18 protein-coding genes are annotated in these 17309 nt (G+C 41.2%); 14 read left to right on the top strand and 4 right to left on the bottom strand.

The features are described 5' to 3' along the window. Positions 1-53 precede the first annotated feature (53 nt). From ACPPVU_RS21265 to ACPPVU_RS21240, 6 genes are all read left to right on the top strand, one after another. On the top strand, positions 54-638 hold the full coding sequence (locus tag ACPPVU_RS21265) for a thymidine kinase (protein WP_426672214.1): 585 nt from the start codon (positions 54-56) through the stop codon (positions 636-638). 138 nt (positions 639-776) lie between these two features. Beyond that, entirely contained in the window at positions 777-1154 is a 378-nt protein-coding gene (locus ACPPVU_RS21260; protein WP_426668749.1) for a response regulator, read from the top strand. 102 nt (positions 1155-1256) lie between these two features. After that, positions 1257-3170, top strand: coding sequence for an alpha-amylase family glycosyl hydrolase (locus ACPPVU_RS21255; RefSeq protein WP_426668748.1), 1914 nt, complete (start codon positions 1257-1259; stop codon positions 3168-3170). Positions 3171-3414: 244 nt separating this feature from the next. Then, complete coding sequence (locus tag ACPPVU_RS21250; protein ID WP_426668747.1) at positions 3415-3888, top strand: hypothetical protein; 474 nt, start codon at positions 3415-3417, stop codon at positions 3886-3888. A 356-nt stretch (positions 3889-4244) separates the two neighbouring features. Further along, entirely contained in the window at positions 4245-4790 is a 546-nt protein-coding gene (locus tag ACPPVU_RS21245) for a hypothetical protein (RefSeq protein WP_426668746.1), read from the top strand. Positions 4791-5154: 364 nt separating this feature from the next. Beyond that, a complete protein-coding gene (locus ACPPVU_RS21240; RefSeq protein WP_426668745.1) occupies positions 5155-6201 on the top strand; it encodes a DUF3644 domain-containing protein in 1047 nt (348 codons plus the stop codon). 54 nt (positions 6202-6255) lie between these two features. On the opposite strand, the gene ACPPVU_RS21235 is transcribed toward ACPPVU_RS21240, so the two are convergent. From ACPPVU_RS21235 to ACPPVU_RS21225, 3 genes are all read right to left on the bottom strand, one after another. Further along, complete coding sequence (locus ACPPVU_RS21235) at positions 6256-7296, bottom strand: uracil-DNA glycosylase family protein (RefSeq protein ID WP_426672213.1); 1041 nt, start codon at positions 7294-7296, stop codon at positions 6256-6258. A gap of 70 nt (positions 7297-7366) precedes the next feature. Next, entirely contained in the window at positions 7367-8095 is a 729-nt protein-coding gene (locus tag ACPPVU_RS21230) for a thymidylate synthase (protein ID WP_426668744.1), read from the bottom strand. After that, positions 8095-8967: a MazG nucleotide pyrophosphohydrolase domain-containing protein gene (locus ACPPVU_RS21225; protein ID WP_426668743.1), complete on the bottom strand. Its 873-nt coding sequence runs from the start codon at positions 8965-8967 to the stop codon at positions 8095-8097. Before ACPPVU_RS21225 ends, ACPPVU_RS21230 begins: the two co-directional genes overlap by 1 nt. 126 nt (positions 8968-9093) lie before the next feature. On the opposite strand from ACPPVU_RS21225, the gene ACPPVU_RS21220 reads away from it, so the two are divergent. From ACPPVU_RS21220 to ACPPVU_RS21195, 6 genes are all read left to right on the top strand, one after another. Beyond that, the gene (locus ACPPVU_RS21220; RefSeq protein WP_426668742.1) at positions 9094-9651 is read left to right on the top strand and encodes a hypothetical protein; all 558 of its coding nucleotides are present in this window, start codon (positions 9094-9096) and stop codon (positions 9649-9651) included. Positions 9652-9742: 91 nt separating this feature from the next. After that, entirely contained in the window at positions 9743-10261 is a 519-nt protein-coding gene (locus tag ACPPVU_RS21215; protein WP_426668741.1) for a hypothetical protein, read from the top strand. Continuing rightward, positions 10254-10517, top strand: a complete 264-nt coding sequence (locus tag ACPPVU_RS21210) for a hypothetical protein (RefSeq protein ID WP_426668740.1) — start codon at positions 10254-10256, stop codon at positions 10515-10517. The genes ACPPVU_RS21215 and ACPPVU_RS21210 overlap by 8 nt, the downstream gene beginning before the upstream one ends. 362 nt (positions 10518-10879) lie before the next feature. Beyond that, on the top strand, positions 10880-12448 hold the full coding sequence (locus ACPPVU_RS21205; protein WP_426668739.1) for a DHA2 family efflux MFS transporter permease subunit: 1569 nt from the start codon (positions 10880-10882) through the stop codon (positions 12446-12448). 723 nt (positions 12449-13171) lie between these two features. After that, the gene (locus ACPPVU_RS21200; protein ID WP_426668738.1) at positions 13172-13927 is read left to right on the top strand and encodes an SDR family oxidoreductase; all 756 of its coding nucleotides are present in this window, start codon (positions 13172-13174) and stop codon (positions 13925-13927) included. Between the two features lie 15 nt (positions 13928-13942). Further along, positions 13943-14326 (top strand): hypothetical protein, encoded by a 384-nt coding sequence (locus ACPPVU_RS21195; protein WP_426668737.1) that lies wholly within the window; start codon positions 13943-13945, stop codon positions 14324-14326. Between the two features lie 278 nt (positions 14327-14604). Here ACPPVU_RS21195 and ACPPVU_RS21190 read toward each other — a convergent pair whose 3' ends face one another. After that, complete coding sequence (locus ACPPVU_RS21190) at positions 14605-15906, bottom strand: Nramp family divalent metal transporter (protein ID WP_426668736.1); 1302 nt, start codon at positions 15904-15906, stop codon at positions 14605-14607. Between the two features lie 453 nt (positions 15907-16359). Here ACPPVU_RS21190 and ACPPVU_RS21185 point away from each other — a divergent pair, with 453 nt between their 5' ends. Together ACPPVU_RS21185 and ACPPVU_RS21180 are read left to right on the top strand one after the other, a co-directional pair. After that, on the top strand, positions 16360-16812 hold the full coding sequence (locus tag ACPPVU_RS21185) for a hypothetical protein (RefSeq protein WP_426668735.1): 453 nt from the start codon (positions 16360-16362) through the stop codon (positions 16810-16812). 26 nt (positions 16813-16838) lie between these two features. After that, positions 16839-17291, top strand: coding sequence for a GNAT family N-acetyltransferase (locus tag ACPPVU_RS21180; RefSeq protein ID WP_426668734.1), 453 nt, complete (start codon positions 16839-16841; stop codon positions 17289-17291). Positions 17292-17309: the final 18 nt, after the last annotated feature.

Raw genomic sequence — 17309 nt, 5'->3', positions numbered from 1 at the left:
CTTATCAAAAGTAACATTAAATTGTGATATTTGCCGGTTATAAGGAGTTTGAAATGCTGTTTAGCGAAGATGTTTTTAAGCGCAGAAATGAATTGGGAGGGAGTATCGAAGTTATTTGTGGCTCAATGTTTTCGGGTAAAACCGAGGAGTTGATACGTAGGTTAAGACGTGCCCAGATAGCCCGGTTAACTGTTGAAATATTTAAGCCCAGAACGGATACCCGCTATGATGAAACAGCTGTTGTATCTCACAATTCCACTTCAATTCAATCTACACCTGTTGATTCTTCTTCGGCTATATTATTGTTAGGAAGTGATGTACAGGTGGTGGGTATTGACGAAGCCCAGTTTTTTGATGATGAGTTACCGAATGTTTGTACTATACTGGCTAACAAAGGAGTCCGGGTGATTGTAGCAGGCCTGGATATGGATTTTAAAGGGAAACCCTTTGGTCCCATGCCTAAATTGATGGCTATTGCCGAGTCAGTAACCAAAGTACATGCAGTTTGCGTTAAATGCGGTAACCCCGCATTGTATTCTTATCGTTTGGTGCCCGATGCCGGTACCATTTTATTAGGCGAAAAGGAAAGTTATGAGCCACGTTGCCGCGCCTGTTTCTACGGAGTTGATCAGGATTGATATTTTTAATTACTTCCAATTATTTCACGGGTTTTTAATTTAAAAGAAGCTGCATCTAAAACAAAATGGGCACCTTCTATTGTTTATACCATGTCAGCACATAAACAATATCAATTTTAACCTATTTTATTTAAGATCATGAGCAAAAAAATTATGGTGATTGAAGATGACCGGGACATCCGTGAAACCATAGTTTATGCGCTTGAAGATGCAAAATACGAAGTAGTATCTTCTGAAGACGCCCGTATAATTAAGCACCTGGATAAACATAAACCCGATTTGATCTTACTGGATTACTGGTTGAGCGATTGGAAAAGCGATGCCAATGGCGAACAGCTAAGCAAGCAAATAAAGACAAACCCTGCTACCAGTCATATACCTATTGTGATAGTTTCGGCAGTAAGTAATGTAAAAGAGGTTGCCGAAGCCGGTATGGCAGATGCTTATCTCCATAAGCCATTCGACCTGAAAGAGCTATTTAAAGTGATTGAAAAGTTTACAGGTAAAGGCAAATAAGCACTAAAACTACCTCTCTCCATATTTTATTTTCTCCTTATTGGCCTTAAATGAAAAAATCGATTTAAATTTAGAAGCCAATTTTAAACACGAAAAGACAATATGAAAAGATTTTTTTACCTGTTACTGTTCGCGGTAATGCTAATAGCTGGTACTTCATGCAAGAAGGAATCTAAACCCGGCAATAATTCCGGGAACGTTACCGGAAATCCAGTAGGAGTAGACCCACCCACCGGAGCCAACGACGGTGTCACCTTTATAAATGCCGGTAAATCGGTGATATTCAACCTGTATGCGCCAAGTAAAACTTCGGTATCAGTAATAGGCGACTTCAATAACTGGACCGCCAACACAGCCTCCGCCATGAAGAATTCAAAGGATGGTACACGCTGGTGGGTACAGATCGATAACCTCGACCCAAGTAAAGAATACGCTTACCAATACCTCATAGACGGCAACCTTAAAGTAGCCGACCCATATACCAATAAAGTGCTTGATCCGGCTAATGATCCATCGATACCCACTTCGGTGTATCCCAATTTAAAGGCCTATCCATCCGGCCAAACCGGTATTGTGAGTACCTTCTGGTACAGTGCCCCGGCTTATACCTGGAAGACTACCAATTTCACTCGTCCGGCTCCTAAGAACCTGGTGGTATACGAGTTACTGGTGCGCGACTTCGTTGGAACCCACGCTTATAAAACTTTAACAGACACCTTAAATTATTTAGTCCGACTTGGTGTTAACGCCGTCGAACTAATGCCCGTAAACGAATTTGAAGGCAACGACTCATGGGGCTACAACTCCAACTTTATGTTTGCGCTGGATAAATACTATGGTACCCCGAATGACTACAAAGCCTTTATCGATGCCTGCCATGCAAAAGGTATAGCTGTGGTACAGGATATTGTTTTAGAAGATCAATTCGGTTCATCCCCACTGGCACAGATGTACTGGAACTCCGGAGCCAATGCCCCTGCAGCTAATAACCCGTGGCTGGATGTAACCATTATGCACCCTGATGGCGTCGGCTACCAGATGAACCACCAGAGCACAGCAACACAGAATTTTACCAAAGACGTAATGAAGTACTGGATGCAGGAATACCACATAGATGGCTACCGCTTTGACCAGGCTAAAGGCTTCACCCAAACCAACTCAGGAAGCAGTGAAGATGCCTGGGCAGCTTATGATGCAAGTCGCGTAGCTATATGGAAGAATTATAACACCTACATGAAAAGCATCGACCCTAATTTTTATGTGATACTTGAATACTTTGCCGGTAACCAGGAAGAATCTGAACTGGCCAGCGAAGGTATGATGATGTGGACCAACCTCAGCACCCCCGGCGAGCAGGCTACTATGGGATACCCAACTGGTCCGGTATGGGATATATCAGGCTTATTTTATGATGGCTACGGCTTTACCGCGCCATATGGTTTGGTGGCCTATTTTGAAAGCCACGACCAGGAGCGCCTGCAATTCAAAAATGGCGCTTACGGTAACAGCTCCGGCAGCTATAATGTTAAGGATCTGCCCACAGGCCTCAAACGCGACGAATTGGGTGCCGCATTCATGTTCTCGTCCCCCGGACCAAAAATGGTTTGGCAATTTGGCGAACGCGGCTACGACATCAGCATAGATAACGGCGGCAGATTAGGCGACAAAGACCCCCATTGGGAATACATGCAAGACCCTAACCGCGCCCACCTGTTCGGCCTTTATGCCAAAATGATCAAGTGGAAGATCAACAACCCGGTATTTACCACCACCAATTTTAGCTATAGTTTAACCGGCGCATTTAAATGGATACAGCTAAAAGGCACCGACGGCACCAACGTAGAAGTAACCGGCAACTTTGATGTAGTACCACAACCCGTAAGCGTGGCCTTCCCCGCTACCGGCACCTGGACGGATAACATCACCGGCACCACCATCAACGTAACCTCGCTGCCCTACAACACCACCATGCTCCCCGGCGAGTACCACGTATACAGCAACACACCACTTAAATGATGCAGAAATAAAAAAGCCTCAGCCAGCGCGATTCCCTCCCATGGGAGGGTAGGGAGGGGTTCAACAAGCGACAAGAACTACCCATATACAAAGGCCGGTATTCACCAAGAGTACCGGCCTTTTTCATGCCCGCCAACCAACTGCCAACCGCCCCCCGCCAACCGCCACCCCAAAAACAGTAACCATTTCCCCAAACTTCCGTTTAAATACCAACCATTTTATCACAACCGCAAAAAATGATGCTATGAATGCACATAATGGTCGTTACCGTCTTGTTTATCTTTTGCTGTTCCCCTCTGTGTTTTTCATGGCTGATTGCACGGGGAACGACAAATCAAAGCACGGCAGCAATACAACCGGAACCATACAACCCGGCGCAAAGGTCGACCTGGTTGACCCTATAATTATCCACGTTGACACCGATTTTAAAATAACCGCACTAAATAAAGTAATAGCCGCTACATCTAACGATCAGCCCAATGCCGATATCCTAACCGACCTGCTTACCGGGTATCTTAAGGATTGCTACAACGCCAATAAACGCCTGCCCACAAGGATAAAAATAATATACCAATCCAAGCAGCAGGCCGACGAGATCAGCAACGGACTTAACGATGCCATCTCCACCGTACAGCTGGATATGATGGGCTACCTCGAAGACAACGGCGCAAAAGAACTCAACTTTAACTACCCCATCCTGTTCCAGAAACGTTTCTGAACCGTTGATTTTTCACTGATGATTGTTTTCTCAATGGCGTTCAAGATGGCTTTGCCGTTTTTGTGATTTCGCTGATTTCGCAGATAAAGTATGGCCTATGTTCACGTTCACAAAATGCATGAACGCTCATGAACATCTGTGAACATACTGATAATCAATTTATTGTATTTTGTTGGGTACTGACAAACCACTGTCAGTACTTTGCAGGGGTGCTAAAACCTGCCTGGTGGTAGGATGTAATTGGGTGCTTAAAGGGTAGGGCGTTGCCACGACTGTTGATGTAATATGGCCGGGGTTAATTATGGGATTAACAATTCAAATATTCTCAATATATTTAGGTCACTTAAACCATCGAAATGAAATCTTTGCTATTATCACTTTTACTCCTTCCTCTATTTGCATTTGCGCAAAACGATAAAGACGAAAATCCACTGCATAAACTTGGGCCTAATCCGATATTTATCATAGACAGCGTAAAAATCACACGTGCCGACTTCCAAAAATTCAGCCCTAATACAATAGCTAGTCTTGAAGTTCTAACAGACACTGACGCAACAAAAAAATTTGGTGATACCGCTACGGATGGCGCAGTTATCATACTAACTAAATCAATGGCCAGACGAATATATTCTGCTTATTTTAAAAGAAAATCTGCGGCCTATGATAGTCTTTATTCGGCAGCGAAATCAGATAGCTCTTTTCTGTATATCGTAAATGACAAAATAAAAACAGAACAATTCGAAGGCGACCTGACTGCTATTAATGATGAAGTATTTATCTCCCTGGATATTTTAACTGCCGATGATCTAAAGAATAAATACAATATAACTGACAGGCAAATAGGTGTGCTTATAAAATGCCGAAAGCCAAAGAATGTCTTTAACGCAGATCAAAAATATTAATTTCGGTTTTTAGGTTGATGCGGTTTGGACGGGAATGGATATTTTCATTTTGTCTTAACCAGAATTCATAGAATTTAAGAATTAACAGAATTCAGGTAATTCAAAGAATTCGAAAAATTCGGGTTCAGACATTACAGATAAAAGAAATGAAAGTAAGTTATCCGGGCATGTTTTATTACTGGACATTGTATAAGTGATTGTATGATAGGAGCCGTATGATGCGAGAGTATCACGTACGGTTCTGTGAGAGACTTGGGGCTGAAATGCCCTTGCCTACTTGACCGCGGCGCTACGTAAAATAGGGTGTTTTCACGGGTTGTTGATTGGTCAAATTTAAGTATCTTAGATTCAAATACTTATATAAGTGTCGGCATTAGTTGATCCCTTGATTAATAATAGTAAACAGGCTCTGTTTGCTGCTATTGAAATTCATAACAAGCCAATTTTTTCATACAGGTACCAAGTATGTTCGATTAGTTTAATAAATGCCTGGGAATTGCTATTGAAGGCATTTATAGCAGCATTTAGGCCCGATGTCAAACTTATTCTAAATGATGGTTCAACAAAGCCATTTGAAGAATGTATAGCTTGTGTTAAAAGCTCATTGGATAATAGTTTCCTACTTGAAGCAGAAAGCGTTGAACGCCTTTATGAATATCGATGCCAATATATTCATTTCTATGATGATAATATTAATCCCGTATTATACAGTCTATTTGCAAAAAGTGTTCAGTTGTATTGCAGGTTTTTGCTCAGACACTTTGGTATAGACTTGTGCGAAGAAGCAAATCTAATATTATTGCCAGTTGGATTTAAGCCACCAGTATCACCCATAGATTTCCTTTCCAATAAATCAAACCTCAAGGAATCATCTACTGCGGTTCGAGAATTTATATCTAGTGTCATAGTATCAACAACCAAATTAAAAGATGAAGGCATTGAAGAACCAATATTGTATACTTTCACGATGTCGCTTGTTAATGAACAAAGAGTAAAAAATGCAGACATAGTAGCTGCTCTTACTAAAGACAAAACATTAGAAACAGTTGCTCTTGAAAATGTTCTAAGTAATGTTAGAATATCTAATGATGAAAGTGCTAAGCTTATTAGAGTTGACGAGGAGAGTTTGTTTCGAACTGTGTTTACTCAGTCTAGTAAAATGGTTTACAAAAAAGCATGTCAAATATTCAGCGATTTAAAACAAAATAGGCGCTACCATGATATTATGGGTTTAGCCAAAAAAGATGGTAACTTATACAGAATAAGGTATCTGGATATACAAAATCCGACAGGGGCAGGCCAAGGTTTTTATAGCGAAGAAATATATAGTGTATTAGCTAAGTATTATACAAAAGGAAAATTGCAAGTTGCTGTGGAGGAAGCTGGTCCAAAATCATTAGAACAACAATAATGACCAAATCTGTAACAGATCAGTAAAGAAAACCATTTGATAATTAAAGAAATATTATTGAACTAATCCATTAACAAATTCTATCGGAGTATTATAAAGATTGATTTTATTCTGGCTTTCATAATATAGAATATTTCTCATAGGTCTAGTAAAATACACGGCTCGCTTAAGCGAAGCATTGCTTTTTTTGCCGTATTTATCTAATACATTATCAATTATATTAATTGTTTCAGAGGAAAGGATATTACCGAAATCATTATCCATGTTAAAAATATCAGATGGTTTATAAATAATAAAACTAGTTTTTGAAATAAATCTAGTTTGCAAATCTGGGATACTATTCTTTAATCTATTAATATGTAAATCAGTGCAATATGGGCCATCTTTCTGCCTTATGATATAAGCATTCGTTAATCTGTAGCCCAGTTTTATAAAGCTATTATATTCAATTAAATAAAATATTTTATGAAGTGCAAAATATGTCAATTCATTTTTGCTAAGGATGTATGAGACTATGGCCAATATATCCTCTTTAATAATGGATATATTCTTGGGCTTTGCTTTCTTTTGATATAAATGTTTGAAACTGTCATGAACGAACTGATAATCTGATCTTTGATTTGCAAAACTTCTGTGGAGCATAGCTCTTTGGCCAGGATGATATAATGGAATTAGCTTTCTTCCCCACCATTCATTCATGGTTCTAACATCTTTTTTTAAAGAAAGATTATGTTGTTCAATAAGAGACAATGCGTGTAATGCAGTAGCCCCAAGTGCAACAATTATATCTGGATTTACTAGCTCAATTTGTTTTTTTAAGAAATTTAAGCAATTAATTACTTCTTCTTTTAGTGGTGTTGAATTATTCCCGTCAGCATCTTTTGGATTGCACAGAACAGCATTTGTTATAAAAATTTCTGTTCTATCAAGACCGGAAAATTTAAGTAACTCTTCAAAATTGTGGCCTGTCTTATCTCCGTGTAGAGGAATTGCTAATTGATCCGCCCCAAGTCTGCCCGGTGCCTCCGCAATGAACATTAGTTTAGAAGATAAAGGCCCCGACGCTCGACTAAGAATTCTTTGACTATTATTCATGCGGTGACATAAAACACAGTTTTTTACGTCCGTACACAGTGAATTAAAATCCTTTTCAGCTTCGCCATTATTAAATAGGTCCTCCATTTATTAGCCTTCTAAATTTTGATGTTGTTGAATTATAATAGGCGTGAGTCGAATGAATTACTAATTTCCCAGGCTCATAATCCGTTTGTTCGCAAATATATTGTAGTAATTTAGAAAGGCCAATGTAATTTCCAAATGCTTTATGAAAATAGTCGTGATTCCTGTAAACGGCAATTAAATCTAAGGAATTGTTATTCTTTGATATTTCACCAAATTGCCAACAAGGCGCACCTATTGGACGAATATTAGACTCAATATTTGCCGCAGTTAGGTGAAAAGTTATATAATGTTTAGAATTAGAATTGCCATTTAATGCGGTTATGGCATTCTCCAATTGGTTTTGGGTTGTTCCCAATCTGTTTGAATTAGGGAACTCAATCAGTCTTTCAAAATAAGTTCCCCATTTTTGATTATGCATGCGTCTTGATCTTCTATAAATAGAAATATATCTATTATATAAGTCTTCTCGATCTTCGACTCTTGAAGCAAGCTTATATGGGAATATAGTATTTATTATATTGTTTATCTGATCTTTATTTTGATTTGTAACCAAATTTGGACTATATCTTGCAATCCAATCATCTAATTCAATGTAATTGCAGGGGTCAAGTATTTCAATTAATAAATTATCACCACTATTATTTATCAAAAGCATATTTGAAACAGCGTGCCATGCATCAAAGCAGGTATTTAACGTAAATATTTGAGCCATTAGTTTTTCCCCATATAAGTTAATTTGCGATTTTTAAGAGATACATTTACCCGTCCTCCATTATTTTTAACCAGGTCATGAAAAACTTTATATGAGCCCAAAATTGCAACCTCCCATTGCTTCTTACGTACGTCCCTAATTTCAATGTCAGCGACTAATCTCTGTACCAAATCCAAAACATCTGTATCAACTCTTTCAGTATATTTAAATAGTTGATGATTTTGAGAATGAGTAAAAATTAATAATGTTATCAGTTCTTCAGTTATTGCAGATCGTGCCCCGTCTTCAACTTCATCAACTGTGTCTTCGCTTTTTCGTTTATTACTGAGTAGTTTCCTTATGACGGGTGACCAACCCAAGTATGCGATATAACCAAAATGAAAGATGTCATGAAATCTATATTGATCACTTTCATAGGCGTTATCGGTAATTGGATCACCAATTCTTTGACCATCTTTAAGAATTTCAACCTTTAGTTTCCCTTTGTCGTTATATTCCTTAAAAGTAATTTCGAATTCTGGCTCAAAGCGCTCATTTACTGAGTAATTATCATCAAATATTATAAAATTCTCATTGCCGTCATCAAGCCATCTATCATGTATCTTATTTATATTTTTTTTAGCAATATCCTCCAAGAAAAGATCATTTTGAGAAGCGATGTTAGCAATGTACCATAAAACATCACCTAATTCTTCAGTTAGGTTTTTTTTAAAAGCTGTGTATGATTCCCCATCTCGAATTTTCTTTTTTAATTCTGAAATTACCGATCCAGTTTCACCTACAATACCTAGAAATGGAACTATTATGTCGTGTTCTTTTGGAAAAGTCTGTCGGGTTTTAACAGCTTCTTCTTGATATTTATTGAACTCCATTGGTTTTATTGTGATTTGAGATTTGGAATTTAAATATATTGATTATTTGATAGTTAGCATACCGTTAAAACACCCATTTTTTGCAAACATTAGAATGGTGCTCTTGACTATAAGTATATTTGAACTATGTGCTTAGAATCTATTGATTGGGGAAACGTTGCTGAATGGGCAGCAGCAGCCGCAGCAGGAATAACCGGTTATCTTATTTACCAAACGCTGAGGGAAACACGAAAGTTAACAGTTGAACAACAAACGGTTACCGAGGAGCAAAGAAAAATAACCTATCTCCAACAACTGAAATTCATTTATGACATAAGACCTGAATTTGAGTTAGTTAAGTCGGGCGTCTTTAACGAATTCAATCTTATATTGAAAGAGAATGTAGCTGTAGATTTAGAAACTGTCAATGTTGGAGATGGTTATGACAACGCGTTCAATTCTATTGATAAAATTGAATACCCGACCATAAGACGGCCTATACCGATCTTGAAAGAAGATGTCTTTAACGTTTTGCAACAAAAAGAGATTGACATTCATGTGTTTTATCAAGATGAACTCGGGTACAAGTATTGGCAGTGGATTCATGGAGGCCACCCTGATCTTGTTATTGACCCACCAATAATGATTGACGTGAATGACGATCCAATTAAAATGAAGCCGCCTGAATTAAAGCAATTTGAATAAATCCTCGTTGTCGCTGTTCGCCTTGTGTACTTACACCTTAACGGACGGACAGTATGAAAAATGCTTATATTTACCTTACCAAACACTCACAATGACCTTATCCAATTTCCTATCCAAACTAAACTGGCGACTGATGGTGATACACTTTATCGCTTGTTGGTTTTTTATTTATGCGTTTCAGCAACTTGCTTTTCTGCATGATATAGAACTTTCAAAAGCTTATATGAGCACTAAAAGTACTGACAACAGCAAGATGCTAGCTATAATAAAGCGTTTTGGTTACAACAGAATATATATCGAGACGCTTTGGATAAATTTAGGTGGGCCGGTAGGATTTTTTACAGGCTTCGTTATTTCGCTGTTGATATCATTAAAAAATAAGTGGTATTGGCTCAACTCGGTGATTGTTTTTGTAGTGATATTTTTACTAATGAGATATGGTTTACTTGGTTGGCATTATCTAAAACAAATTTTTCTTTCACCTGGCGATCTTTTCAAATCTATCACTGCCTATTTCCTCACCAATGGGCTTATCATGATGGCTATCGGGCTATGCCTATTTTTCATGCGGTGGTCTATCAGGTTTATTAATGGGAATAGGTATGTTTAAACAATATCAATCTGTAATATTAACTGAAGATATCAACCCGGTAATTAAAAAGGGAATGGTGGGCGTCATTTTAGAAATATGGGATAAAGATACCTACAAGGTTGAATTTGTAAAGGATGATGCTACCAACCACATGTTCAATGGTAAAGCAACATTTACTCTTAAATCTAATGTACTCCGCGTTAAGGATTGCAGTGAATACCGTCCGCCAGTTGGCGGACCGCCCGCTTCTATCAGCGGGAACGCCCTAATTTAGTTTGCAGTTAAGGGTTGGCAGTTTGCAGTTAATCATAGTCATCATTTAATCCTGAGAATCAAGGTTCAGACAATAACTGCCCTAATTCAGTTGGCAGTTAGGAGTTGGCAGTTTGCAGTCAATCATAGTCATCATTTAATCAAATCAATCACAGTTCAGACAATAACCCCGCCCTGCACAGTTCGCGATTGCCTCCGCCTATTGGCGGATCGCAATGACAACCATATTTTATGACATAAAAAATACCATTTGGTATAATTTATGCCGTAATATTGTACCATAATATTCATCAGCACAAATAGGCTTCTGCTGAATATTTAAAGGGTTTAGTATATCACTAAAAATACCGATTGGTATAATTTATGACCGGATTTGCAAGAAAACTACTGATAGTAACCGTTATAGGTGCCGCCATAATGGAACTGATTGATACATCAATAGTAAACGTGGCCCTCAACTACATGAGTGGCAACCTGGGCAGCACACTCGAAGACACGGCATGGGTGATCACCAGCTACGCCATCGCCAACGTCATCGTCATCCCCATGACCAGCTTCCTCACCAACCTGCTCGGCAGGCGCAGATATTATATTGGGTCTATTATCCTGTTCGTGTTCTGTAGCTACATGTGCGGGCAGGCAGGGTCTATCTGGGTGCTGGTATTCTTCAGGTTCTGGCAGGGGATGGGCGGCGGTGCATTGCTGTCAGTTTCGGCAGCCGTGGTGTACGAGCAGTTCCCCAAAGAAAAACTGGGACTGGCAAGCGCCTTATTCGGCATCGGTATATTTATTGGTCCTACAATTGGTCCAACGCTGGGCGGCTTTATTGTCGAAAATTACTCATGGCCCTGGATATTTTACATCAACGTACCCATCGGTATAGCCACCGCCATATCCTGCTACTTCCTGCTGCCCGAAGCGCCCAACCGGGTAGTCAACGGCAACGGCAGCAGCAAACCAAAGATAGACTGGCTGGGCATTATCCTGCTCACCCTAGGCGTAGGCAGCCTGCAAACCATCCTCGAACGCGGCCAAACCGACGACTGGTTCGCTGCCACCTACATTGTAGTGCTGGCCGTTACAGCCGCCATATCCCTAACCGGTTTTATACTGTGGGAGCTGCACGTACCCAACCCCGTCGTCAACCTCAGGGTATTCAAAAGCCGCACCCTCATGATAGCCGCCGTCCTGACATTTGTGAGCGGACTGGGCCTGTTCACCACCGTATTTCTCACCCCTGTATTTGCACAGCGTTTATTAGGCTTCACGCCATCGCAAACCGGGTTATTACTATTACCGGGCGCCATACTGGCACTGGTAGCACTGGTCGGCTCGGGCAGATTGTTGCAAAAGGGCGTATCACCGACCATCCTGATTGCAGTGGGTTTTGTGCTGTTCATCTTTTTCAACTGGCAAATGTCGCTCATGAGTTTAGATACTTCGGCGCGTACCATCAGTCTAACGCTCATCATCCGCGCGGTCGGGATTGCGCTGCTGACGGTTCCGCTGAGTTCATTGGCAGTATCGTCATTACCCCAGGCCGATATTCCGCAGGGAACCGCGTTAAATAACATGATGCGGCAACTGGGCGGGTCGTTTGGGATATCCATCGTCAACACCTACTCAGCCCGGCGCACCGCACTGCACCGTACCGACATGCTGGCCAACATCACCGACATCAACCCCCTGGTGCACGATCGCATAACCCACTACACCACCTATTTCCAGGACAAAGGCAAAACCCTCTGGGACGCCAAACGCTTGGCCGTCGACGCCATCGATATAGCCGTAGTAAAGCAATCAACCCTGCTCAGCTACCTCGATTCGTATTTACTGATCGGATTATTGTTTGCCATAACCCTCCCTTTACTATTATTTGCAGTAAAGCGGAACAAGGGGAAGACTACAAATGTTATTGTGCAGGATCACTAAGGGGTGGTTGATTGAGTTGATTAAGTTAAGTGGTTGATTGAGTTGATTAGGTTATTTATTCTGATTAACAATTTAACCTATTCATTAATTAAAACCTAATCAACTTAATCCAACTCAATCAACCCAATCAACAAAAAAGAAAACATATCAAAAGAAAATAAAAAATGAAAACATCAAATAACACCATCCTCATCACCGGCGGCAGCAGAGTTGACTCACCCCGACTACGCTACGCTGGTCGACCCTCTCTCCGGCAAGCCGCAAAGAGGGAAAAAAGTTTATTAATATTTTCTAATCCCCTCTTTCCGCGCAGCGAAGAGAGGGTGGTCGATCCGCCAATAGGCGGAAATGACCGGGTGAGTAAAAGCGAGGGCCAGGGATGAGCAAAAGGAGCACAAACACGAAATGAAACGCGCCCGTCAGCAGACCAGCTTCGGCCGAAATCAGGCAAAACGATGCTGGGTAAGTGCGGCTGCAGGGCATAGCAATATTTGCTGAAGCGATGGTCGGAGGGAACGAAGTGGGGCAAAGTTTTGCAGCCCAGGTTTTGGCTGATTTGCAGCGCAAAGGCCCGTGCGACAAAGAAGCAAGCGTCGGCTGACTTGATGTTTGGTTACTTTGCATCTAAGGTAAAGTAACAGCCCCCGCGGCAATTGAGCGGGACGGAATATTAATTGAAACAAAAAATATCTAAGGAAACAATACACATCAAAAGGAATAAAAATGAAAACATCAAATAACACCATCCTCATCACCGGCGGCAGTGCCGGTATCGGGTTCGAAATGGCGAAACTATTTTCAGAAAACGGTAACCAGGTCATCATCACCGGTCGTAACCAGGAAAGAATGGCCAAAGCCATCTCCAAACTAAAAAACACCAGCGCCATAGTAAGCGACGTATCCAACGCCGAAGACGTAGAAAAACTGGTAGCACAGCTAAACAAAGATTTCCCAAAACTTAACGTGGTGATCAACAACGCAGGCAGCGCCAACTACTACGACATGACCCAACCCGGCATCAACGCATTCGAAAAAGCCAGCGAAGAAATACTGACCAACTACCTATCCATCATCCGTCTGAATGAACTGCTGTTGCCATTGTTAAAACAACAATCAGAAGCTGCTATCATCAATGTCTCATCCATTGTAGCATTTGCTGCAAGGGCCAACAGTCTGCCTACCTATGGCGCCAGCAAAGCCGCACTGCACTCCTACACCAACAGTTTGCGCATCATGCTGGAAGAAACACCAATAAAAGTATTTGAGCTGATGCCACCACTGGTAGATACTGAATTCTCAAGCGCAATTGGTGGTGCCAATGGCATCCCTCCAAAACAAGTAGCTGAAGACATGCTTACCGCCATGCAGAACAACGAATACGAAATACACGTAGGTAAAACAGCAGATATATTTAACAACTTTTTCCCGCTATCACCCCAGGCTGTATTGGCAATGAATGGGAAAGCAGCAGCCGAATAACAGGAGGGAGCCATCATGGAAAATGAAGCACAAATCCGTGACGCTTTAAATACGCACTGGCAGGCATCAGCAGATGGTGATGTAAACACCGAACATGATATTTACGCTGATGATGCCATCTGTGATTACCCGCAGTCGGGCGAGCGAATATTCGGACGAAACAATTTGCAGGCCTTGCGGAGTCATCACCCGGGTAAACCGTCAGGCTTCAATGTCAGGCGGATAGTTGGGAAAGGTGATCTCTGGGTAACAGAATACATCATCACCTACCAGGGCCGACCGGCATACACAGTAAGTATTATGGAGTTCAGTAACGGTAAGGTAGTGCACGAAACCCAGTATTTCGCAGATCCATTCGAAGCACCGGGCTGGCGAAGTCAATGGGTTAAGATCGTGTAGCAGGTCGGGTTGATTAAGTTGATTGGGTTAAGTAGTTGATTGAGTTAAGTGCTGGTTGATTAAGTTGATTGGGTTAAGTAGTTGATTGAATGTTAGTTGATTGGGTTAAGTAGTTGATTGAGTTGATTAGGTTATTTATTCTGATTAACAATTCAACCTATTCATTAATTAAAGCCTAATCAACTTAATCTAACTCAATCAACTTAATCCAACCCAATCCAACCCAATCTAACCTAATCCAACCCAATCTAACCCAATCTAACCTAATCAACTTCCAATCACCTCCCTATCGTAAAAAACATAGCCACCGCAGCGGCACCCATGGCAATAAAGGTGATCCACAGTAAAGTGTGGGATAACAACCCGCTTCTATACTCACCCATAATAGCCTTATTACGGGCTATCTTCAATATCAAAAACAACAGAGGGACGGCAGCCACACCATTCAGCACGGCAGCATAAACCAGTGCTTTAACCGGGTCGATACCTACAAAATTGATTATCAAGCCTATGATAGTGGCAATGGTGATCACCCCGTAAAAGCCATGAGCTTGTTTCAGTTTAAAATTCAGACTGGCGTTCTGGTTAGATGCTTCGCATACCGCATAAGCAGCTGAACCTGATAGTATAGGCACAGCCAGCATTCCCAATCCGATGATACCGATGGAAAATATCAGCTTTGCCAAAAAACCAGCGTTGGGGAAGGAGTGAACCAATGGCTCAAGTGCTTTGGCAGCATCGGCAGCGGTATTAATATCTTTCACTCCGCTTTGGTGCAAAACGGTAGCACCAACCAGTAAAATGCACCAGGTAGTGATCTCCGAGATGATCATCCCGGCATTATTATCCAGTCGCATACGGTGAATAATGTTGCGGCTTACAACGGGTTTACCGTTGTGGTTCGGATGCTTTTCTTTCTGATCTTCTACCTCCTGTGATGCTTCCCAAAAAAACATATAGGGCGAAATAGTAGTACCCAACACCCCGGTAATAATAAACAGGAAAGCAAAACTAAACTCGATATGCGGTACAACGCTGGCTTTTAATACAGTACCCCAGGGCTGATGCACAATAAACGCCGTAATAGGGTAGGCCAGCAGCGCCAGTGCCAGCCACTTGAGTATCCTCGAGTAAACTTTGTAATTGGTAAATATCTCCAGTATCAATATGGTAGCTGTAAACAGTAAGGTTAAAACCGCAAAAGGAATAGGTATCAGCAACGCCGCTGCCGAAGCCATAGCGCCAATATCGGCGCCTATGTTGATGGTATTAGCCACCACCACCAGTGTTACCACCGCGTATAATACTCGTTTGCTGTAATGCTCTTTCACCACGGCAGCTATGCCTTTGCCGGTTACCAGGCCAATACGGGCACAGGCTTCCTGCACGGCAGCCATAAAAGGCAGCATATACAGGGCAGTCCAAAGCTGACCGTAGCCAAATTTTGCTCCCGTTTGCGAGTAAGTAGCAATACCCGACGGGTCATCATCCGCAGCACCCGTGGTAAGACCGGGACCTAATAGCGTTAAAAATCTCCAGAATTTTCTTTTCTTTAGTTCGTTTTCGGATGGTGAAGGCATAACCAGTAGTTAAGGGGTATTAAAAAGGTGAATGCAGACGAATTGTCTTGCATAAAAATACATTTGTTTTGATTGTATTAACACAAATAAGTACTAATTGATTTGAGGAAGATTTGTCCGGCAGTGTCCATATTACATTAACTCAACGTGAGTTCGATATAAGAGCGGGCATTATATTGTGGTTAAATTACTGACCCATAGGGTCTACCGCTTTGTAGCGAAGATCAACAGTAAGAATTTTTGCCTCGTAGAGGCTACCCTTATCCGGGAACCCCGCATATTGCCAGCGGAGGGTAACCTCTACGAGGCAAAAGAATGCTTTTCTTAGCTTCTACAAAGCGGTAGACCCTATGGGTCAAACTATTGATGATGTAACGTACATCGATTATCCCGAACTCACGTTAACTTAATAACGAACGGACAAACACAATACTTTTTATATTTGTTTCAAAAATGAACCAATCCATTGATATAAATAACCGTGAAGAACTGCGCAGGCTATTAATGACACTTGAGCCTGATACCGTACCGCTTTGGGGCAAAATGACACCTCAACAAATGGTAGAACATCTGGTAGACCAGGTGCAATGGACTAACGGCAAAAAGATACCCACCTGCGATGTATCTGCCGAAAAAGCCGAACGGAGTAAACGGGTGATGATCTATACCGATGCCCAAATTCCGAAGAATGTATTTTTAGGCGATCTGCCCGAGCAATACCAATACCCGGATATCGAAGCGGCCATTAACCAGCTAATGATGGAGCTGGATGAGTTTGACCGCCATTTTAAAGAGCCTGGCATCACGTGTATCCACGGCGGTTTTGGGCCAATGAATCATAATGAATGGGTGATCTGGCACAATAAACATTTTACGCATCATTTAAGGCAGTTCAACTTGATCTGATCAAACCCCGTATTTAAATTTTAAAGATGTCATCAACAGATAACGCTGAACTAATAGAATTTACAGATCTGAATTTTTTCCTGGTTCACAGTTTGTTAAATGAATCGAAAATCAACGGGTATGATTTCATACAAAGGACAATCGATGATTGGAACACCGGTATAAATAAGTTCTTAAAGCCAGGTGAAAAATTATGGGGACTGGTTTTAGCAACAGATCTGATCGCCATAGGCGGTATAAATCGCGATCCCTATGTCGAAGATATAAATATCGGGCGGGTTCGTCATTTATATATTCAAGAGGCTCACCGGAGAAAAGGTTACGCGACTATATTGATGAACGCCATCATTCATGCAGGGCGGCAGCATTTTACTGTTCTCCGACTGTTTACTGATAATCCTGCTGCAAGCGAATTTTATGGAACTTTAGGATTTCAAAAGATCAATGGACCTAAAGTAAGCCATATCCTAAATTTCTGAACTATGCTTTGCTTCGCT

Source organism: Mucilaginibacter sp. McL0603, from assembly GCF_049992945.1.
In the GTDB taxonomy this organism is placed as follows: domain Bacteria; phylum Bacteroidota; class Bacteroidia; order Sphingobacteriales; family Sphingobacteriaceae; genus Mucilaginibacter.
Note: the sequence above shows the minus strand (reverse complement) of the source record. Positions and strands in the feature narration are given on the sequence as shown.